Origin of the sequence: Bifidobacterium aesculapii (assembly GCF_001417815.1) — a bacterium.
Classification (GTDB): Bacteria; Actinomycetota; Actinomycetes; order Actinomycetales; family Bifidobacteriaceae; genus Bifidobacterium; species Bifidobacterium aesculapii.
Genome location: NZ_BCFK01000034.1, coordinates 1 through 22,116 on the forward strand (window position 1 = coordinate 1; position 22,116 = coordinate 22,116).

Sequence of the window (22,116 nt, forward strand, 5' to 3'; positions counted from 1 at the left end):
TCCGGGCCCCGGCCGGGATGCCACGACACACAGATATAAGGAAACGAATCTGATGACGACGACACACGTCTCGAAGTCCGCCCCGATCAAGGGCACGCGGACTCTGGAGCGCAAGAACTACCCATTGCGCTATGTCGTTCCCGCGGGCGTCATGCTGTTGGTGTTCTTCTTCCTGCCCACGGTAATGAACTTCATTTACGCGTTCACCGACTGGTCCGCGTTCAAGAAGACCATCGACTTCAACGGCCTCGAAAACCTGAAACAGCTCTTCGAAAGCGGCACCCTGATGGCCGACATCAAGGTCACGCTCATCTACGCGGTGCTTGTGGCGTTCTTCCAGAACGTCTTCGGTCTGGCGCTCGCCGTGCTCCTCGAAAAGGACACGCCGCTCAACCGCTTCGCCCGCACCATGTTCTTCATCCCGGTGATCATGTCCGCCCTCGGCGCCGGCTACATCTGGCAGGCCGTCCTCAAGACCGACGGCGTCGTCAACCAGATCCTGAGCTTCTTCGCCGGCCACACCGTGGACATCCAATGGCTCGGCTCGACCACGTGGACCATCGTCGTCGTCACCATCATCCACGGATGGAAGTGGATGGGCTTCGCGATGCTCACCTACCTCGCCGGCCTCAAGACCATCGACTCCGAAGTGCTCGAAGCGGCCTCCATCGACGGCGCCAACGCCTGGCAGACCTTCTGGCAGGTCAAGTTCCCGCTGGTCGCCCCGGCCGTCACCTTCAACGTCGCGACCGCATTGCTCGGCTCCATGAACTCCTTCGACATCGTCCAGGCCACCACCAACGGCGGCCCCGGCGGATCCACCGAAATCCTGAACCTGTTCATCTGGCGTACGTTCGGCAAGGGCCTGTACTCCCAGTCGACCACCATGAGCCTCGTGCTCTTCGTGATGGTGATGGTCATCGCCATCCCGCTCATCATCTACCTGCGTAAGCGTGAGGAGAAGATCCTATGAGTAGCGCAACCTACAGCGAATCCGGCGTCAAGACCAACAGCCTCACCGTCGTGCGCAAGAAGTCGAAGGCCGGCGACATCATCCACGCCGTCATCGTCATCCTGCTCATGCTCGTCTTCCTCGCCGTGCCGTTCTGGATCCTCATCGTCACCGCCGGCAAGACGCAGGCCGAGGCCGTCGTGCCGAGCATGGCGCTGCCGAGCAAGTGGCATCTCATCGAGAACATCCAGACCGTCATCGTGCAGGGCAAGGTGTTCCCCGCGCTGATCGGCTCCCTGCTCGTCACCGTGCCGTCCGTGTGCATCTGCCTGCTGTTCGGCTCGATGGCCGCGTGGATCTTCGGTCGCCGCACTTCCAAGGGCGTGTCCATGCTCTACGCGCTGTTCATCTCCGGCGTCATCCTGCCGCCGTCCGTCGTGACCATCATGATGCTGCTCAAGATGATTGGCCTGTCCGGCACCGCCGTCGGCATGAACTGCGTGTACATCGGCATCTACCTGTCCGTCGTGATCTTCTTCATCACCGGCTTCATCCGCACGATTCCGCCGTCGCTCGAAGAGGCGGCCCGCATCGACGGCGCCAGCCCGATGAGGATCTTCTTCACGATCATCTTCCCGCTGCTCGCCCCGACGCTCGCCTCCTCGACGATTCTCGTGGTGCTGTACATCTGGAACGACATCTTCTACTCGCTGTTCATCCTGTCCGGCAAGATGAGCACCCTGCCGCTCAACCTCTACAATGTGGCGAGCGCGGGCCTGTACCTCAACAACTGGCACCTCATCTTCGCCTACATCATCCTGATGACCCTCCCGCTCCTGATCATCTTCGTCATCGGTCAGCGCAAGATCATCAGCGGTATTACGGGCGGAGCCGTTAAGTAAACAGCCCGGTGGGCTGTTTATAGGTTCCGCCGAGCGGTGGCAGCCGCGAGGCAGGTTGGGCCGTCCCGTAGGGGCGTCCGTGATTGCCGGCGGAGCCGTTAAGTAAACAGCCCGGTGGGCTGTTTATAGGTTCCGCCGAGCGGTGGCAGCCGCGAGGCAGGTTGGGGTCTCGCCGTAGGCGAGTCTTTGATTGCCGGCGGAGCCGTCAAGTAAAGCAATATCGTTTCTCCTTCCCTCTCCTTCCATCCGGAAACGCCCCGGCCCCGCAAGGTCTCCTCGACTTGCCGGGATCCGGGGCGTTCCCGTACCAACGGACAGCCATCATCCAACACCCTTACTTATATAGTGATTGGATATGGAAGACAGACAGGTGAATATGCCAAGGCCTAAGGAAAAGCGCGCGCCGGTGATCAAGGACGTCGCCGCGCTCGCCAACGTATCGGTGTCGACGGTGTCCCGATACCTGAACGATTCGCCCCGCATCAGCGCCGAAAGCAGGGAGCGCATCGCGCACGCCATCAAACTGTTGGACTACCATCCGAGCCGTGTGGCACGCGGATTGGTCAATTCCGCCATGAAGTCGATCGTCGTGCTCACCAGCGACACCACGCTGTACGGTTCGGCGATGACGATCCAAGGCATCGAGGACGAGGCCCGTGCGAACAACTATCCGGTAAGCATCTCGAAGCTGGCCGACGATTCGACCGAGGCATTGCGCGCCGCGATCACGATGGTCATGGATCAGAACCCGAGCGGGGTCGTCGTGCTCAAATACGATGCGCTCGCCGCGCAGGCGCTGCGGCTGCTGCCGGATACGGTGACGAAGGTGGTCATCGCGGGTGACCGCGAGCCGGATCTCGACCAGATTGACCTGTGCGAGAACCAGGCTGGCCGTGAGATCACGCGGTACCTGCTTGCGCTCGGCCACCGCAACGTATTCCATGTGACGATTCCCGGCGGCGGCGGAGGCTACAGCCGCACCGCAGGTTGGGAGGCCGAGCTGCGTGCCGCCGACAGACCCATTCCGGATATGCTGCATTGTTCGTGGCAGCCAGCCGACGCGAGGGAACTTGGCCGCCACATGGCGCATGTCGATGGACTCACCGCCGTGTTCGCCGGCAATGACGAGATTGCCATGGGGCTGATTCGTGGTCTGGAGGACGAAGGCAAGTCGGTGCCTGACGACATCAGCGTCATCGGCTTCGACGATCATCCGCTCGCCTGCGTGTGGACGCCGCCCGTGACCACGTACCGGCAGGATTTCCCCGCCGCCGGGCGCAAAGCCGTGCAGATGCTGCTGTCGCGCATCGAGGCGCGACAGCAGGGCGAGGAACTCCCTGCGCGCTTCGTGGAGCTTCGCGGCGAACTTGTCGTGCGCGGGTCCGCCGCGAAGCCTCGATCGTAGAAAGGGAACGGTGCCGTTGCCGTCTCGCTGGGTCAGCCGAGACGGCAACGGCACCGAACCGGGTCAGCGGGCGGAGCGGGGGCTCCGGCGCTTGATGAGGGTGAGCGTGATGCCGGCTGCGGCGGCTGCGACGGCCAGCACGACGATTGCGGCCACGGCGGAGCCGGTGGTGCTCAGACCGGTCTTGCCGGCGTTCGGCGCGGCGGGCTTCTGCCCGTTGCCGTTACCGTTGCCGTTACCGGAGTTGCCGGAGTTACCGGAGTTACCGGAGTTGCCGGAGTTACCGGAGTTACCGGAGTTACCGGAGTTACCGCCATCGCCGGCCCCCGGCTTGTCCGGGCTCGGCTTGACGGGATCGAGGCCGTTGATCGCGTCGTTGAGCGCGCTGGTCGCGGCATCGACATCGTCCTGCGTGGCCTTGGCGTCGTCATAGACCGTCTGGGCGGACTCGACGGCCGTCTGGAATACATTCCACGAGTCGGCGGTGTAGTCGTGCTCATCGAGCGTGGCGGCCTTGTCGAGCGCGGTCTTCAATGCCGATTTGTCAGCCGGCGTCTCCGGCGCGTGGACCTGCCATTCCGCCACGGCGGGGGAGGCGGAGCCTGAAGTGATGACCATGCGCAGCTTGGTCGTCTTCACCGGCGTCGTCCACGTCGCATCGCTCCAGCCGCCGTTCTCGGTGCCGAATCCGTCGGCCGGCGAGTTGGGGGTCAGCGTATAGGAGGCGTCGGGGATGTCGGTGAAGACGTTCTTCGAGGCATCCCAGTACTGGAGCTTCCACGAGGCGGGGATGCCCAGTCCGCCGCCATCCGACGTGAACTGCACGCGGCTGGAATCGATGGTGACCTCACGGTCCCACTCGTAGTCGAGACGCATCTCGCCGGTGTTCGGCCAGGTGCCCCAGATGTCCTCGTTCGCGTTGGTCACGTCGGGGAGGATCCTGCCGTCGTTGAGCGCGGCCACGCCCTTCGTCCAGCTGGCGGCCTTGTTGTCCACGTCCGTGGCGACCGCATCCTTCTCGATGTTTCCGGTCAGCGGTACGGACGTGTCGGACGGGATGTCGGCGGAGGCGGCGGAGACGTTGCCGGCCTTGTCGGTCGCACGGTAGTAGACGGTCGTGCGGGAGCTTGTCGGCGCGGCGACCGCATCCTTGTAGACGGTCCACTCGCCGTCCTTGCCGATGCGGTATTCGACGGAGGCGACGCCCGAACCGGTGCCGTCATCCGCCTTGAGGGCCAGCGTGCGCTTCGCCTTGTCCACTGTGGCGGTGACTTTCGGTGCGGCGGAATCGACCTTGCCGGAGGCCTTCGCGATGTCGGAGACGTTGCCGGCCTGGTCGGTCGCACGCGCCCACACCTCGACGTCGCCCTGCGCGTCCAACGTGGCGACGGCCGCGTTCGAGTCGGTGGCGACCGTCTTCCACGTGGCGCCCTTGTCGGTGGAGACCTCGAGCTTGGCGACCGGGGCGGCCGCGTCGTCCGTGGCCTGGACCGCGGCGAACGGCGCGGTGGTGAGCCACGTGCCGTTGCCGGCGTTCGCGGCGACGGACGCCTTCGCCGTCGGCTTGGTGGTGTCGGCGGCGGGCTTGTAGCCGTCCTTCACGGTGACGGGCAGCGTGACGTTGCCATCGACGTTCGCCTCGCCGTCCACGCCGGAGACGACGCCGTGCGCGTCGAACGTGCCGGCCTTCGCGTAGGAGTCGGCATCGACCGGACGCCAGATCACCGGGGAGTCGATGGTGGCGGAGCCGTACTTCACCTTCACGGTGGCGGGCAGCCGCGGCGCCTCGCCGGTGGCGGTGGTCACGCCCGCCGGCTGCTGGATCGCCGGGGACTCGTCCGCGGAGTAGACCTCCCATTCGGGCACGGCCACGGACGCGTAGCCGCCGTCCACGGCCTCACCGGTCAGGTCGAGCTTGAGCGCGGTGGTGGTCACCGCGTCGAAGGTGACGGTGTTCGGCTTGTCCTTGCCGGTGGTGTTGGTGTAGGCGCTCGGGTTCGCGACATTCTTCCACGTGCCGTCCTCGGCGAGGTACTGAATCTTCCACGAGCCGGGCGCGCGCAGGGCGTTGGAGTCCACGTCGAACCATACCTTGGAGGAATCGACGCGCACCGTGCCGTCCCACTGGTAGATGAGTGAGTCGCCGGACTGCGGCTGCGGCATCGAACGGTAGTTGGTCCAATGGTCCGGCGGGACCACGGCGGTGACGAGCACGCGGCCGTCGTTCACGGAACCCTTGTAGGAGGGCGTCTCGGTGAACGTGGCGCTCACCTTCGCGTAAGGCGCGACGTTGCGGCTCGGCTGGGTCTTCTCGGCCTTGGTCGGGTGCGCGGTGGAGGTCATCCGGCCTTCGGAAGTCCAGTCGACCTCGTCGATGCTCACGGCGCGGCGGAAGTCGGTGCCGCCCACCTTATCGCCGGTGTGGTAGGTCACGTACCACTTGTCGCCGAACTTGAGCACGGAGGGGTGCATCGTCGTGGCGGAGCCGGACGGCACGAGCACGCCCTGGTACTTCCACGGGCCGAGCGGGCTGTCGGAGGTGGAGTACTGCACGCACGCCTGGTAGTTCGACTCGACGCAGGTGGCCGCGCCCGAACCGGGCTTGCCGCCGTCATAGACGTTGTAATAGGTGTCGCCCTTGCGGAACACCCATGCGGCCTCGAAGAAGCCCTTCGGGCCGTTGCCGCCGTCCGCGTCCTTCATCGTGTGCAGGTTCGGAGTGCCGTCGTCCTTGGTCTCCACTTCGGTGTATGAGGTGCGTCCGGTGGCGGCGTCCTTCTTCATCTTGATGGCGAGCTGCGTGCTGAACGTGCCGAAGTGCAGGTAGCCGGTGCCGTCCTCGTCCACGAAGAACGCGGGGTCGATGGTCTCTATCTTCGTCTGCGCGGTGGTGAGCAGTGGCTTGCCGATGGCGTCCTTCCACGGGCCGAGCGGGCTCTTCGACTTCGCCACGCCGATGGCGAACGGGTCGACGCCAGCCGCCTCGGAGGCCTTGTCCTTCACCGGGATGTAGTAGTAGAACCAATCGTCGGACTTGTCGGCCGGGGTATCGTTGTCGTCGGCCACGACCTGGCCGGCGTACGCGCCGTCGCCGGTGGCCCAGCTGAACAGGTCGGCCTTGGCGACGGTCTTGTAGTGTGTCCACTTGCCTTCGTCGAGCCCGTTCTCGTCGGTCACGTAGACGCCCCAGTCCTTCATGTTGAAGGAGCCGAAGTCGGGCGCGGCCTCGTCGTGGCCGGTGAAGACGAACAGCTTGCCGTCGTAGCTCAGGGCGGCGGCGTCGGCGGAATAGTAGTTGCGCGACAGGTCGTCCGGGGTGTCGATGCCCTCGTTCTGCCCGATCGGGTTGCGCATGTAACTCGGCAGGGCGCTGTTGTCGATCTGGGTGACGGTGACGTCCGGGTTGTTGTACGGCAGATTGTCGTATGGTTGTCCGGCGACGCTCGGCGCGTTGTCTGCGGAGGGCGTGTCGGCGGCAAGTGCCGTCGGTGCGGCGACGATTCCGCCGGCGAGCAGGGTGGCTGCGGCCGCGATGCCTCCCACGATTGAACGCCATGATGACACACGATGATGCATGATTGCCTTTCTCCTCTTCGAGTCCCGGGGCGGAGACGCCGTCCCCGGTGGGTCTGTCTATGCGGATGGTCTTTTGCAATATAGACCAACCCTTTGGACCCGTGCGGGGGAGCCGCTACGGGTCCAAAGGGTTGGCTGTAGATCATGCCGGGGTTAGCCGGCTATGACGGGTCAGCGGGCGGAGCGGTCGCTCCGGCGCTTGAGGGTGAGCGCGATGCCGGCTGCGGCGAGCATCAGCGCCGCGGCGACGGCGATGGCCGAGACGGCGGCACCGGTCGCGGCGGTGGTGCCGCCCTGCTGGTTCACGCCAGGCTGGTCGGAGCCGGGCTTCTGCTCGGGCTTCGTGTTCCAGTAGGCCTTGTCCAGCTCGTCCTGTGCGGCGTCGACGGTCTTCTGGTCGGCCTTCGCGTCGGCGAACACGGCCTTGGCCTTCTCGAGCGCGGCCTGCAGGGCGTTCCACGCCTCATCGGTGTACTTCGCCTTGTCGGCCTTCTCGGCCTGGGCGATGGACGCCGCGAGATCGTTCTTGTTCACCGGCTGGTCCGGCTTGGTGGCCGGGTGCGAGGCGAGCACCTTCTGGGCGTCCGCAAGCGCCGTCACCTGGGCGTCGACATCCTCCTGGGTGGCGTTCGGGTCGTCGTACACCTTCTGCGCGTCGGCGACGGCCTTCTGGAACTCGTTCCACGCGTCGGCCGTGTACTTGGACTTATCCAGTCCGGCGGCGGCCTTCAGCGCGGCCTCCAGCTTGGACTTGTCCACGGTGGGCTGCGGTTCGTCGTTCTTGGCGGCGTGCACGCCCCACTCGGCCACGGCGGTGCCGAACGTGCCCTCTCCGGTGTGCGGGGTGAGCACGAGGCGCAGCGAGGTGGTCGTCACCTTGTCGAAGGTCGCGACGCTCCAACCGTCGTTCTCGGTGGCCAGGGCGGCCGGCGAGTTGCGCACGGTGGTGACCTTCGCGTTCGGGGCGTCCTTCCAGGAGCCGTCCTCGGCGAGGTACTGGATCTTCCAGGCGTCCGGAGTCTCCAGGCCGCCCTTCGCGTCGTCGGTCTTCGCGAAGTTGGCCCAGAACTGGACGCGGCTGGAGTCGACGGTCACGGCCTTGTCGAAGTCGTACTGGGCGTACATGCCGTCGACGGCCTTGCCCCACGTGCCCCAGACCTTCGCGTTGACGTCCTGGTCGTCGGTGGTGGGCCAGGTCTTGTCGACCACGACGCCGTCGTTGAGCTTGCCTTCGGCCTTCGACCAGTCGGCCTCGGCGGAGACGGACGTCTTGGAGGCGGTCTTCTCGATCCAGCCGTCGGCGGGCTCGGGTTCCGGTTCCGGCGTGGTGCCCGCGTTCGGGTCGGCGACCACGTGGACGGTGACCTTGGCGGCGCCGCTGGAGGCTTCGGCCGTGCCGGAGACCTCGTAGTCGCCCACCTTGGTCAGGTCGATCTTCGCCACGTCGGCGTCGTTCCAGGTGACCTTGCGGTCGTCGAGCATACCGTTCGGGAAACGCACCGGAACGGTGGTCGGCAGCGTGACCGACTTCGCGTTCTGGTAGACGGTCTGCTCGACCGGCTGGGCAGTGCCGGAGGTCTGGCTCTCGGCGTCGGAACGCACGCCGATGTGGGCGGTGGTTCCGGCGAGGGCGCCGGCGACTGCGCCCCGCACGTCGAATTCGGCGTCGGCGGCGAGCTGGTCGTCGCTCACCTTGCCCCACGTGACGGCGAGGTCACGACGGGAGCCGTCCGCGTAGTAGGCGGACACGGTGGCGGGCAGCTTGAGGTCGGCGGCCTTCGAGCCGGTCTTGACGAGACGGTTCACACCGTCCACGCCGAGCGGGTCGACGCCGTACGCCTCGAATTCGGAGACGCCCACGATCGCGCCCTTCGGGAACACGATGCGCAGCTTGTCCGTCTCGACCGTGTCGGCGAACTTCACCTCGTTGCCTTCGTTCTGCTTGACCGTGTAGGACTGGCCGTCGGCGAGCTTCACGTCCTGCCACTTGCCGTCGGCGTCCGCGTACTGGAGCTTCCAGCTCTTGGCCATAGGCACGCCGCCGCCATCGGTCCAGAAGAAGACCTTGGCCTTCTTCAACGGCACGCGGCCGGCCCATGCGAGTTGCAGCGTCGGTTCCTTGCCGGTGTTGTCGCCCCAGTTGTTCCAGGTCTCGTTCGGCGTGTTATCGTACACGACCTTGCCGTCGACGACCTTCTTGGCGTTGTCCTTCGGCTGGTAGCCGTTGGTGTAGCTGGCGGAGGCGGTGGACTGCGGCGCGATGTTGGAGGTGCCGTCGGACGGGATGCCGTGGACGGTGACCTCCTTCTCGCCGGTCAGCTCGCCGTCGGAGGCGGTGAGCTTGAGCACGTAGTCGCCTTCCCTGTTGAAGGTGGCGGTGGTGCTGGCCGCGCTGGCGTCGAGGAACGACGCCTTGCCGCCCTCCGGACCGGAGACCTGCGACCACGTGGTCGTGATGTCGCTTTCGGCGGGCAGTCCGTCGTCCTTCACGGAGCCGACGAGCGAGGCACCGGAGGAGGTGCTGGAGGCGAGGTAGGCGTCGACCTGCGGGGCCTGGTTGCCGGCGGTGCCGGTGGCCTTGATGCCGGTGTCGTAGGCCTCGAGCTCCTTGACGCCCACGGCCTGCCCGGCCTGCGGGGTGAAGATGGCTCGGACCGCCTTGGCGTTCACCGCGTCGAACTGGACGCGGTTGTAGTTCGCGCCGGCGTAGGCGGGCGTGCGAACCTGGTTCGTGAGCGGCTTCCAATCGGTGCCGTTCTCGGTGTACTCCAGCTTGTAGTTCGCGGGCTCGGCGTAGCCGGAAATGGTCTGGCTGGACGAGCTCTGGTAGAAGTACAGGCGGATGTCGTCGATGGTCTGCGGCTGCTTGAACGTGACGGTCAGCGTATCGGTCTTGTTCGAGGAGCCCTTCGACCCCCAGAACGATTCCATCGCGTTGTTGCCGTCGACCGAGTTGGCGGCCGGGTATCCCTTGGCCTCATAGGTTGCCTTGGCGTCCGCGCCCTTGGCGACGTCGGTCAGGTTCTTGGAGGCGGAGTCGACGTTCGCGCCGGACTTGGCGAACAGGTCGGTCACGCGCTGGTCGGCGGTGAACGCGATCTGGTTCGCGGCCGGAAGCTCGGAGCCGGTGGCGCCGGTGATCTTCGCGCCCGACTTGGCGACGTCCTCGACGGTGCCGGTGGCCGGATCGTAGACGAGGTGGGCGAGCTTGTCGGAGGTGAAGGCGAGCTTGCCGCCCACGTACAGGCTGTAGCCGGCCGGGCCGCCGTAGTGGCTGCCGTCCTTGTCCCACACGATGGAGACGTCCTTGCCGTGGTAGCTGAGGTTGTTCACCGTGAAGTAGTTCCAGCCGGGGATCTCGATCGGGTTGAGCTCGATCTTGTTATCCTCGCGCGGGACCATGCCGGCCACGTCCTCGACCATCGTCCAGTTCGTGGTGCCGAGCTGGGTGTGGTGGATCCAGGAGCGGTAGGTGATCTTGCCGCCGTTCTCGCGGCCGTCCTTGTTCTTGCCGGCGATGGTGTCGGAGGCGGGGTTGTTGTCCTCGTTCCAGAACTCGTTCTGGTCCGGGTACTGGTTGTTGCCGCCCTGGTAGTGCGCGAACGCCACCCAGTACAGCAGCTTCTTGAAGTTCTCGTTGCTGATGTAGCCGTTCTTGGCGGCATCGTAGTTGCGGATGCCGGCCGAGTAGATCTGCAGCAGCGGCTGCGCGTTGATGATGGAGAAGTTGTTGGAGCCCACCGGCTTGCCGCCGTTGAGCGCCGCCAGGGTCTCCTTATCGGCCTGGTTGGCGGTGAAGAACGGGAAGATCGGGAACTCCTTGGCGTCCGCGAACAGACGTAGCGCCTCGTTGTAGTCCTTGTTGCCGGTGGGCATCAGGCCTTCGGAGTACGGGTAGTAGTTGTTGAGCTCCTTGTACTTCGCGAAGTCGCCGTTGTGGGAGCCGATGAACCTGTGCTGGATCAGCTTGGTGTCCGGGTTCCACAGTTCGGTGGTGACTTCCTTCTTGATTTCGTCGGCGACCTTCTGCATCTTGTCCGCGTTGGCGGTGTCGCCCGCGGAGCGGTACGCCTGGGCGGCGGCGTTGGCGTTCGCCCACAGGTTGGCGGAGCCGTCGGCACGGTCCATGCGCTCGCCCGAATGTTCGGAGAACGACACGGCGTCCGCGTCGTTGCCGGTCATCGACCACCAGTTCCAGTCGATCAGGCTGTTCTTGTTGTTGTTCTGGTTGTCGTTGTTGTCCGGCTCGGTGGTCGAGGCGAGCAGACCGTTGACGTCCTGCGCGCCCTGGTCGGCAAGCTTCTCGGCCACGGTGGCGGGGCCGCCGTGCACCTTGTAGGAGTCCCAACCGGCGCGCGTGATGTACTGCGTGTAGCTGTGGTTCCAGTTCGCCGGATCGCCCGGGTTGTCGTGGTAGTAGTAGTACCCGGACTTGCCCTTCTTGGCCGTGTCGCCGGCGGAGAGCCAGGTGCCGTAGGAGTACTCCGGGTTGCGGAACCACTTGGTGTCCATGATGAACATGCCGGAGGTGAGCACGATCTGGTTGTTGTAGCCGAGCGCGCCCTCGACGGAGGTCGGGTACTGGAAGGTGTTGCCGGGCATGTTCGCGTCGAGCATGTTGAATCGGCTCAGCCACCAGCGGTAGACGACGGTCTTGTCGATGTTGTCCTCGGGGGTGTCGACGTAGGGGGAGTTGTCGACCCACCACTTGTTGTACGTGGTGACGGAATCCTTGTAGGAGGCCGCCGGGTCCTGGAGGTCGCCGTTGAATCGGGCCTCGTACTCGGTGGTGGACTCCGGCAGCTCGTTGGCGATCAGGCCGAGCTGCAGCTTGGTGGTCGTGGGCTTGCCGGCCTCGAGCTTCAGGGTGCTGACGAGCTTGCCGCCCTTGGCGGTGAAGCCGTTGCCGGAGAAGCGTGGGTAGATGGTCGTCAGGTTGTTCTTGACGTTGACGCGCCCGGTGAGCTCGGCGTCGCCGTCGGCGCCCGTGGTGACGAACGGGGATGAGGCGGTGAGGGTCACGTCGCCGCCTTTGGCGCTGTCCAGGGTGAGGTTGGCGACCATCACGTTGTTGTTGGTGATGTACTTGACCTCGGTGACGGTGAGCGACTTGTCGGCGTTGGCGAACACCGTCTTGAAGTAGCTCGGGGTCTGCTTGCGCTGGGAGGCGTCCTCCGTGAGGGACTGGCCGTCGACGGTGACGGTGAAGCCGTCCTTGCCGGTCTGGTCCCAGTATGCGGCGTCGCCCACGAAGCCGAGTCGGGAGGGCTCGTGCGTGTACATGTAGGCGGCGCGACCTCGCGTGAACAGGATGGCGTTGTTGTCGGCGCCGTCGAAGCTGTAGGTGCCGGCGTCGTTCTTGCCGTCCTTGCCGTTCGGCGTGTTGCCGGTGCGCGCCAGGATGCGGTCGATCCAGAAGTCGTGGTCGGTGTCGGTGCCTGCGCCGTTCGCCTGGTCCTTGGCGAACGTGTTCGCCAGATAGCTCTGCGTGGGGTTGTAGGCGACGCCGTTGGCCTTGGTCTGCATCGGATCGTCGGATCCGTAGAACTTCGGATACTGCACGTCGGCGTTAGGCTCGGCGATGTCCGCGGCGGAGGCGGTGAGCGCTCCCGAACCGAACATCGTCGCTGCGGCGACGACGGCACCTATCGACGCGATCCACTTCTTCCTAGTGGACCTTTGCGTGGATGAGTCCATGCTGTGTTCCTTCTCCTTGGTCTGCACGGTCCGCCGTCGCACGCACTACCGCCGATGCCACACCGGACCGGGCTGATTTGGGTTATCGCCACACACCCGTCATTCCCTATTCGTTCGCGGGCGCACGAACCACTGCACTGTTGCGCTCCCGAATGCCGAACCTCACATCGGATATGTGGCGTTCGCCGCAATGTTATGGTTTCGTGACCGCTTCGCGGAGGCGGAACTCACGGTTGCGAAAAATGTCGCAGCGAAATATTTCGCATTTGCGAAAACCGGGAAAAAGGCTTTTCCTGCCCTCCTATATTGCTAACCGAAGCCGTTCGGAGGAACGCGATATCGATTGCGCAGCGGCCACGTTCCCCAGCCAGACAATGCGGCCGGCAGTACAACACAACATGTGAACAGCACACGTACGGGGCGCGGATCGACGGGTCGAATCGCGTCCCAGCGCCATGGAAAGGACGAGGCATGAGCCAGAAAGTCACGGTGACGTCGCCATTCTGGAAGCGATACCGCGAGAACGTCGCCAAAGAGGTGATCCCCTACCAGTGGGCGGTCATCAACGACGAGCAGAAGATCGACATCCCGCGCGACCCCTCGGGCGCCAAGCAGGACATCGACTACCATTACAGCCGCGCCGTGCGCAACCTGCGCATCGCCGCCGGCGACGAGGAAGGCGACTTCAAGGGATTCGTCTTCCAGGACTCCGACGTCTACAAGTGGCTCGAAGAGGCCGCCTACGCGCTCGCCTACGAGCCCGACGACCAGCTCAAGGAGCTGTGCGACAAGCTCGTCGACCTCATCGCCCGCGCTCAGCGCGAGGACGGCTACCTCGACACCCCGTACATCATCAAGTCCGGCGCCTTCGCCGACCGTGAGCGCTTCACCCAGATCCAGCAGTCCCACGAGATGTACGTGATGGGCCACTACATCGAGGCCGCCGTCGCCTACTACGAGGTCACCGGCAACCAGCAGGCCCTCGAGGTCGCCGAGAAGATGGCCGCCTGCCTCGACGCCAACTTCGGCGAGGAGGACGGCAAGATCCCCGGCGCCGACGGCCACCCGGAGATCGAGCTCGCGCTCGCCCGCCTGTACGAGGTCACCAAGGAGGAGAAGTACCTCAAGCTGGCTCAGTTCTTCATCGACGTGCGCGGCAAGGACCCGAGCTTCTACGACAAGCAGAACGAGAAGATCGGCGACGGCTCCACTGACATCTTCCCGCAGATGCGCGGCTGGACGCACGAGTACACGCAGACCGCCCGCCCGATCCGCCAGCAGAAGACCGCCGAAGGCCACGCCGTGCGCGTCGGCTACATGCTCACCGGCGTCGCCCACGTGGCTCGCCTGACCGGCGACAAGGAGCTGGAGGAGACCGCCAAGCGCCTGTGGAGGAACATCGTCACCCGCCGCATGTACATCACCGGCGGCGTCGGCTCCACGCACGTCGGCGAGGCGTTCACCTACGATTACGACCTGCCGAACGACACCATGTACGGCGAGACCTGCGCCTCCGTGGCCATGAGCTTCCTCGCCAAGCAGATGCTGGAGCTCGAGACCAAGGGCGAATACGCCGACGTGCTCGAGAAGGAGCTGTTCAACGGCTCCATCGCCGGCATCGCGCTCGACGGCAAGCACTTCTACTACGTGAACGCGCTCGAGGCCGACCCGACCGCCACCGACCACAACCCGGACCGCTACCACGTGCTCATGCACCGCGCCGAATGGTTCGGCTGCGCCTGCTGCCCGGCCAACATCGCCCGCCTCATCGCCTCCGTGGACCGCTACCTGTACACGGTGCATGAGGACAAGCGCGAGATCATCGCCCACCAGTTCATCGCGAACGACGCCGAGTTCTTCGACGGCGTGAAGGTCTCCCAGAAGTCCAACTTCCCGTGGGAGGGCCACATCGAGTTCACCGTCGACGTGCCGGAAGGCGCCGATCCGGTGAAGTTCCTGGTTCGCATCCCGTCCTGGTCCGCGTACAAGCACGAGCTGACCGTCAACGGAGAGGACGCGCGTCGTCTGCCCGTCGAGGACGGCTTCGTGACCATCGAACTGACCTCCGGCGAGTCGAAGATCACGCTCGACCTCGACATGGCCGTCAAGTTCATGCGTTCCAAGACCGTCGTGCGTCACGACATCGGCAAGATCGCCGTGATGCGCGGCCCGATCGTGTACTGCGCGGAGGAGGCGGACAACTCGGCTCCGCTGTGGAACTACCACATCGGCAGCCACGACGCCTCCAAGGCGCGTGCGGAATACCACTTCGGCGAGCTCGACGGCGTGGAGGTCATCACGATTCCCGCGACCAAGCGCACGCACGACGACGTGGAATTCCCGCTGTACGCGGACGTCGAGGAGCACCCGGTCGGGGAGAAGTCCTACGACCTGAAGCTCATCCCGTACTACGCGTGGGCGAACCGTGAGGTCGGCCAGATGCAGGTCTGGTTCGACTCCGACTTCTGATTCCAACCCTTGCGCGACCAGGCCGGCACCGGAGGTACGCCGAACCATTCATCCATCCGTCCGGCCCATTCGCGCCCCATCGCCGTTCCCGCCCCAGCGCCCTGTAGTGCGGGCGCGGGAACGGCGTGAACCACCACCTGTTGTCCATCAACAACCCAATCAATGAAGAAGGAAAACAAGCAATGAGTGCTGCAACTCAGGACGCTTCTGCCGTGAAGCTGTCGGTCAAGGAGAAGGTCGCCTACTCCTTCACCGATATGGCAGGCAACCTGCTGTACGTGACGATCTCCTCGTACATCATGTACTTCTACACCAACGTGTTCCACATCCCGGCCGCCGGTGCGCTCGGCGCGGGCACCATCCTGCTGGTGGCCCGCTTCGCCGACGCCATCTCCGCCGTCGTGTGGGGTTCTATCGTCGACCACACCAACACCAAGTGGGGCCAGTCCCGCCCGTGGTTCCTGTGGCTGTGCGTGCCGTTCGCGATCACCGTGTGGATCGCCTTCACCGCTCCGAGCCTGCCTGACGGCGCCCCGAAGTTCTGGTACGCGCTGATCACCTACATCCTGGCCGCCGGCGCCGTGTACACCGGTATCCAGACCCCGATCACCGCCATCCTGCCGAACCTCACCTCCGACCCGGTCGAGCGCAACAACGCCAACTCCTTCCGTATGGCCGGCGGCCAGATCGGCTCCTTCATCACCTCGTCCTTCACCATCCCGCTGGTCGGCTTCTTCGGCGTCCAGTTCGGCGGCGGCGACAAGACCGGCTTCATGATCGTCACCGCGATCTGGGGCATCGTCGCCATCATCCTGCTGCTGTTCTCCTTCAAGAACCTCAACGAGCGTAACTACCACCCGGAGCTCAACAAGCCGATTCCGCTGTCCGACTCCCTCAAGGCCGCCAAGGGCAACTGGCCGTGGATCATCCTGGTCGTCGCCTTCGTGATCTACTGGGTCGCCCAGTCCACCCGTAACGGCGTCTCCACCTACTACGCGCAGTACGTGCTCAACAACCGCGACCTCGTGTCCATCTTCAACGGCGTGCAGGTCCTCGGCCTGATCGGCACCATCGCGATGCCGATCATCGCCAACAAGACCAAGAACAAGACCCTGACCATGATCATCGGCCTCATCATCGGTGGTCTCGGCCAGGCGCTCATGCCGCTCGCCGGCACCAACGTCCCGCTGCTGGTCGTCTTCTGGACCATCGGCGTGCTCGGCGCCGCCATCGCCATCGGCATGCCGTTCGGCATGCTCGCCGACACCGTCGACTACGGCGAGTGGAAGACCGGCATCCACGCGGCCGGCTTCCTGACCGCCGTCGGCTCCGCCTTCTGCATCCAGGTCGGCTCCGGCTTCGGAGCCTTCCTGCCGCTGGAGATCATGGGCGCCGCCGGCTACGACGCGACCAAGGAAGTCCAGTCCCAGGCCGCCCAGGACGCCATCACCTTCTGCTTCATCTGGCTGCCCGTGATCGTCTACGTCATCGTCGGCGTCATCATGTGCTTCTACCGCAAGTTCGAGAAGATGGAGCCGCAGATCAAGGCCGAGCTCGCCGAACGCCACGAGGCCCAGCTCAAGGCCGAAGAGGCCAACGCCTGATAAGGCTCCCGTAGACCGGGCCCCGACCGTTCCCGCACCGTTCCAGCCGATTCGATGAATCCGGCGGAACGCGGCGGCGGACCGGGCGGGGTCCGGCCAGTGGATGCCCTCCGTCTTATCTCTTTCTTTCCATTTCTTCCTTCCGGCCGTGCCCCGGCGTGTGAATCCCAGCGATCCATGCGCCGGGGCACGGTCCTTTATCCCCTACGATGGATGCACGCGGTCGTGCGGCATCCGCACGACCATCCGTCCATCACCAAAGACCGTAGAAAGGACGCCACCCATGGGCAGAGACGCCCGCAACAGGGACGCGCGCGCCGCGGCGCGGCTGGAGGACGTGGCAGCCGCCGCAGGCGTATCCATCTCCACCGCGTCGAAGGCCCTGCACAACAAGCCGCGCATCAGCGAGGCGACGCGCACACGAGTGATGGAGGCCGCCCGCGCGCTCGAATACTCGCCGAACAAGCAGGCGCAGTCGCTTGCCGGCGGACACACGAGCAGCGTCGGCGTGCTCGCCTACGAGCTCAGCGCGCACTGCACCGGCCCGGTGCTGGTCGGCATCGAACAGGAGCTCAGCGCACGCGGCATCAGCATGCTGCTCGCCAACGCGCAGGCGGACGCCTCACTGGAACCCGGCCATGTCGAACAGTTGATTTCCATGAACGTCGACGGGCTCATCATCGTCCACAACGAAACCAACCCGCATCCCTCGCTCGGCGACGATTGGGGCATCCCCATCGTCTACGCATACGGTCCCTCCACCAATCCCGCCGACTGTTCGGTCACCTGCGACAATCTGGAGGCCGGCCGCACCGCAGTCAACCATCTCGTCGACTGCGGGCGCCACCGCATCGCCGTCATCGGAGGCGACCGGAGGTTCCTCGCCGCGGCGGACCGGCTCAAAGGCACATTGGAGGCGCTCGGCGAGCTCGGATTGCAGCCGGCCGGCCCGGTGCGCTTCAATTCATGGCACGAAAGCTGGGGTCGGCAGGCCGTGAGCCGTCTCATCGACGAGGACCATGTCGATTTCGACGCCGTCATCTGCCAGAGCGATGCACTCGCGCGCGGCGCGCTCGAAGAGCTCAAGGCGCGCGGCGTGCGCGTTCCCGACGACGTGGCCGTCATCGGACACGACAACCGCGAGGTGATCGCCGAAGCCACCAGCCCGACGCTCACCACCATCGACAACAACGGCGAAGGCATCGGACGGTGCGCCGCACGCTACCTGCTCGACGCGGTCGGCGGCAGACGGCGGCGTGGCACGGACTACGTGCCCTGCCGGCTCGTGCCGCGCGAATCCACGCGGCTGCTGGACGACGCGCGGTAGCATCGCGCGGAAATACGCCGACGTCGTCCTTCCTTCCCACCGCCCACGGCCTGCGTAATCGTTCACTATGCGAAATCTTTCGCATTGGAGCGATAGGCCGATGACGGCAGAACACGGCCCAATACAATCTGTGCCGAACAGGGAATGACACGATGCAGGCACCGTCATGGGAGCGGTACCTCCCGCCTTCGCATCCTTCCTCACTCCCACGACGCAACAGCGGCGTAGGCATTGCAGCGCGCCGCACTACAGGAAAGGAACGCACATGGGCAGACGACGATTGAAGAACGCCATGCGCGCGGCGGTCGGCATAAGCGCCGCCGCGGCGACGCTGCTCGCCGGAGGACTCGTCGCCTTCGCAGACGACACGAACGGTACGGTTGCGCCCGCGAACGATGGCCAAACCGCGGCCTGCGCGCCGCTGACCGACGCCGAAGACGCCTCTGCGAACCAGACGCCGGCGCAAAAAGCGGAACTGACCGCCTCCTACACGGCATCATGGAACAACATCGAAGCCGTGCGAGACGGCGAATCGGTGTTCACCAAAGGCGACAACTCGCAGGTATGGGGCACCTACTCGAACAACCGCCCCGACACGCAATGGCTGCGATACGGCTGGTCCGGCGACGTGACGCTCACCGGCGCGTCCGTCTCCTTCTGGCATGACAACGACTCCGACACGGCTGGCGACGGCGTGGCCGTACCGCAATCATGGAAACTGCAGACATCGGACGACGGTGAACGATGGGTCGACGTCGCGCTCGCCGACGACGCCGCGTACCCGCGTGACAAGGACAAGGCGAACGACGTGACCTTCGCCGCGCCGGTCAAGGCGAAGTACCTGCGCGCCGTCTTCACGGCCTCAAGCGACGGCAAGACGAACGCCGCCATCGGCGTGAGCGAATTCGCCGTCACCGCGGAAGGCGACGTGCCCACGAACCCGAACAGTGGGCTGGCCGTACTGCGATCCGACAGCTTCCAAGTGGGGGTGAGCCGCGAGACCGGCGGCATCTACAACCTCACGAACACCGCCGACGCGCCCCAGTGCACCAACTACGTCATCAACCCCACCACCAAGACCGCCGGAAGCAGATTCAACGTGGACGACTCGCGTTGGACCGGAGACATCAGCACCTGGACGAACGGCAAGGCACAGAACACCGGACTGTCCGACAAGGGCCGCACCGTCGTCAAGAGCAAGGACGGCGCTAGCGTCACCGTCTCGTACGACTCCGGCAAAACCGAAAACCGCGCCGGCGCAATCAAGGACTTCGACCTTACGGAACGTTACGCGCTCTCCGGTGACGGCGGCGACGTGCTCGACTGGGACATCACCGTCGACAACACCTCCGGCGCCGAACTCACCATGGACGACCTGACCTTGCCGATGCTGTTCAACTCGTGGTGGGACTCCTCCAGCCAGGACAACATCTACGAGCAGAACGTCTCCCGCCACGCCTACGTGGCCAAGGACGGCTCCTACATCTACTGGCAGCGCCCCTCCGGAACCGGCCCATACCTCGTGATGGTGCCGAAGGAAGGCACCTCGCTCGAATTCAAGGACAAGGCGAAGCCGGGCGAAGGCACCTTCGCGGAATCCGATCCGAGCTGGGAGGGCCTGACCGAATTCGCAATCCACTCGAACCACGTCCAGGACGCGCGCAAGGGCAAGATCGACGGCTATCTCGACGCCACGAAGCTGACGCTCGGCGCAGGAGACTCCGCCACCTACGGATTCACGTTCCGTTGGGCCGACAGCTACGACGACCTGCACAACGTGCTCTACGAAGCCGGCGTGGTGGACGCGGTGTCCTACCCCGGCTACACGGTCTCCACCGACTCCAAGGCGACGCTCGCCGTGCGCGCCAAGGACGGCGTCTCCTCCATCACCGGTGGAGGCGGCAAGGGCACGAAGGCCGGTGAGGACGCGAAGATCGCCAAAACCGGTTCAAAGAACGGCTACGACCTCTATGAGATCGAATTTCCGAGCCTCGGCGAAAACTATCTGACCGTGCACTTCGGCAAGGACGGCAAACGCGAATCCGTGATGCAGTACAACTCGATCAAGCCGATCGAGGAACTCATCGACACGCACGCCGACTTCCTCGTGGACAACCAGCAGGCCAAGAACCCGTCCAAGGGCTATGACGGCGCGTTCCTGCAATGGAACATGGCGGCCGCCGAGCTCGTGACGCGCGACAGCGCCACCATGCAGGGCCAAAGCGAATGGAACAAGCGCTGGATGGCCGGCGGTGCCGACGATCTGGGACTGTCCCCGGCGGAGTTCCTGTCCGAAAAGAACGCGGAATCCCCCGATAAGACGCAGGTCAAGGCCCTCGACTACTACATCGAGAACTTCCTGCTCGGCTACCTGCAGAACGAGCGCAAATCCGACGCGGGCGTCGCCTGCACCGGAGACGAGTGCAACGAGCGTACGTGGAACATCTACCACTGGTATGACGGCACCGACGGCGACAGGCCCTCCGGCACGTGGAACAGCGGCAACGTGGGCGAAGGCGCGGTGACCTGGCGTGTGATGAACGCGCCGCACGTGTGGAACACGTACTACAACATGTACCGCATCGCCAAGGCGTATCCGTCCCTCGCCAAGGACATGAAGTTTACGGCGGACCAATACCTCGACATGGCGTACAACACCGCCAACGCCTTCTACAACCACGACCTCGACTACAAGGCCGCTTTCCTCGACAACTCCTCCCGTGAGATGGGCGCGATGGGCGAGGGAACGATTCCCGAGATCATCGCATCGCTCAAGGCCGCCGGAAAGACGGACGAAGCCGACGTGCTCACCGAGCACGCCAAGAACAAGCTGGGCACGTACCAGTCGAAGGACTACCCGTTCGCCTCCGAGATGAGCATCGACACCACCGCGTTCGAATCCACGTACACGATGTCGAAGATGTTCGGCGACACCGCGCTGCAGAAGAAGACCACGCTCGCCTCGCTGTCCGCGCGCGGCACGCAGCCGTTGTGGTACTACAACGGCGGTGACAACCGGCACATGGGCGAATCCTGGTGGAACCTCGGATACGAGACCCAACTGGGAGCATGGCAGCAGCAGTCGTACCTCGAGAACACCGACGTGGCGGCGGCCGGCTTCGACGCCGACGAGCTCATGCGCTCCACCTACGGCGCCTACATGGCCGGATGGTCGAACATCAACATGGGGCAGATCAGCTCCGACAAGCGCAACATCGGCGCGGCCGCATGGCAGTACCAGTCCGAGGGCGGTGACACCACCGCTTCAGGCTCGTACAGGATGATCAAGGTGCAGAACCACTGGTGGATGTGGAGCGGCGAGGCCGACCTCGGCTTCTGGGGCGCGTTGCGCACCGCCTCCGTGAACGTCGTCGACGACAAGATCCTCGGCGAATACGCGTACGGCGCCGACATGAAGACCGGCGACGGCACCTACGTGATCACGCCGAAGGACGGCGTGCGCAGGAAGGCCGTGTTCTACAACCTCGGCAAGCTCGGATTCGAACTGAGTGGAGCCAAGTACACGAAGGCCACGGTCGCGGCCGACGGCAAGAGCGTCACGCTCGAACTGGAGAACACCCAGGGCGACGGGGCATACACGCCTACCGTGGACCTGACCAACCTGCCGGAAGGCGAGTGGAAGGTCTCCGTCGCCGGTTCCGGCTCTACCGCCGATGTGACGCGTGCGGCCGACGGCTCGGCCACGGTGCCGTTGTCGCTCGAAGGCTCCACCGCCACCGTGACCATCAGCACCGGTGAGGGCGGCGGCGAGGTCGGTCCTGCTCCGAACCCCGGCGACGGTTCGGACAAGGGCGACGGTTCGGACAAGGGCGACGGTTCGGACAAGACCGAACCCGGCCAGTCGGGCGGCAAGGGAGACAACGGCAAGGCCGATGCCGCCTCCGGTAAGAACGACTCTCTGACGGTCACCGGCAGCGAAGTAGCCGGTGTGCTGGCCGTGGCGTTGGTGGCCGTGACGGTCGGAACCGCGGTTCTGATCCGCAAGCGACGCCGTGACTGTTGACGGCGATTGACGGCAGCCATCGGTAGCCGCCGCTGAATGGGGGCGCCCGTCGGGAATACCCGACGGGCGCCCCCATGTGTTGATCAGTGTTGCATTCCATTGAACAGCCGGGGCTTATGGCTCAGGCATCCGATGGCGGGTATCATGGCGATAGTCCGTC

General features: G+C 64.9%; 9 protein-coding genes. 7 read left to right on the top strand and 2 right to left on the bottom strand.

What is annotated here, in order from left to right; all coding sequences use genetic code 11:
- The first annotated feature begins 52 nt into the window (after positions 1–52).
- The 3 genes from BFAL_RS05185 to BFAL_RS05195 all read left to right on the top strand — a co-directional run bounded on the left by BFAL_RS05185 (position 53) and on the right by BFAL_RS05195 (position 3,259).
- A complete protein-coding gene (locus tag BFAL_RS05185; RefSeq protein ID WP_055427368.1) occupies positions 53–973 on the top strand; it encodes a carbohydrate ABC transporter permease in 921 nt (306 codons plus the stop codon).
- The gene (locus BFAL_RS05190; RefSeq protein WP_055427369.1) at positions 970–1,854 is read left to right on the top strand and encodes a carbohydrate ABC transporter permease; all 885 of its coding nucleotides are present in this window, start codon (positions 970–972) and stop codon (positions 1,852–1,854) included. Before BFAL_RS05185 ends, BFAL_RS05190 begins: the two co-directional genes overlap by 4 nt.
- Positions 1,855–2,230: 376 nt before the next feature.
- The gene (locus BFAL_RS05195; protein ID WP_160319036.1) at positions 2,231–3,259 is read left to right on the top strand and encodes a LacI family DNA-binding transcriptional regulator; all 1,029 of its coding nucleotides are present in this window, start codon (positions 2,231–2,233) and stop codon (positions 3,257–3,259) included.
- A 63-nt stretch (positions 3,260–3,322) separates the two neighbouring features.
- Here BFAL_RS05195 and BFAL_RS05200 read toward each other — a convergent pair whose 3' ends face one another.
- On the bottom strand, positions 3,323–6,835 hold the full coding sequence (locus BFAL_RS05200; RefSeq protein WP_055427371.1) for an OmpL47-type beta-barrel domain-containing protein: 3,513 nt from the start codon (positions 6,833–6,835) through the stop codon (positions 3,323–3,325).
- 171 nt (positions 6,836–7,006) lie between these two features.
- Positions 7,007–12,532, bottom strand: a complete 5,526-nt coding sequence (gene hypBA2, locus BFAL_RS05205) for a beta-L-arabinobiosidase HypBA2 (RefSeq protein ID WP_055427372.1) — start codon at positions 12,530–12,532, stop codon at positions 7,007–7,009.
- A 471-nt stretch (positions 12,533–13,003) separates the two neighbouring features.
- On the opposite strand from hypBA2, the gene BFAL_RS05210 reads away from it, so the two are divergent.
- The 4 genes from BFAL_RS05210 (at position 13,004) to BFAL_RS05225 (ending at position 21,956) form a co-directional block, all read left to right on the top strand.
- Positions 13,004–15,001: a glycoside hydrolase family 127 protein gene (locus BFAL_RS05210; RefSeq protein WP_055427373.1), complete on the top strand. Its 1,998-nt coding sequence runs from the start codon at positions 13,004–13,006 to the stop codon at positions 14,999–15,001.
- A 182-nt stretch (positions 15,002–15,183) separates the two neighbouring features.
- The gene (locus tag BFAL_RS05215) at positions 15,184–16,605 is read left to right on the top strand and encodes an MFS transporter (protein WP_152973544.1); all 1,422 of its coding nucleotides are present in this window, start codon (positions 15,184–15,186) and stop codon (positions 16,603–16,605) included.
- 283 nt (positions 16,606–16,888) lie between these two features.
- Positions 16,889–17,932 carry a LacI family DNA-binding transcriptional regulator gene (locus BFAL_RS05220; RefSeq protein ID WP_055427374.1) on the top strand — a complete coding sequence of 348 codons (1,044 nt, stop codon included), beginning with the start codon at positions 16,889–16,891 and terminating at the stop codon, positions 17,930–17,932.
- A gap of 265 nt (positions 17,933–18,197) precedes the next feature.
- Entirely contained in the window at positions 18,198–21,956 is a 3,759-nt protein-coding gene (locus BFAL_RS05225) for a DUF5695 domain-containing protein (RefSeq protein ID WP_055427375.1), read from the top strand.
- Positions 21,957–22,116 lie beyond the last annotated feature (160 nt).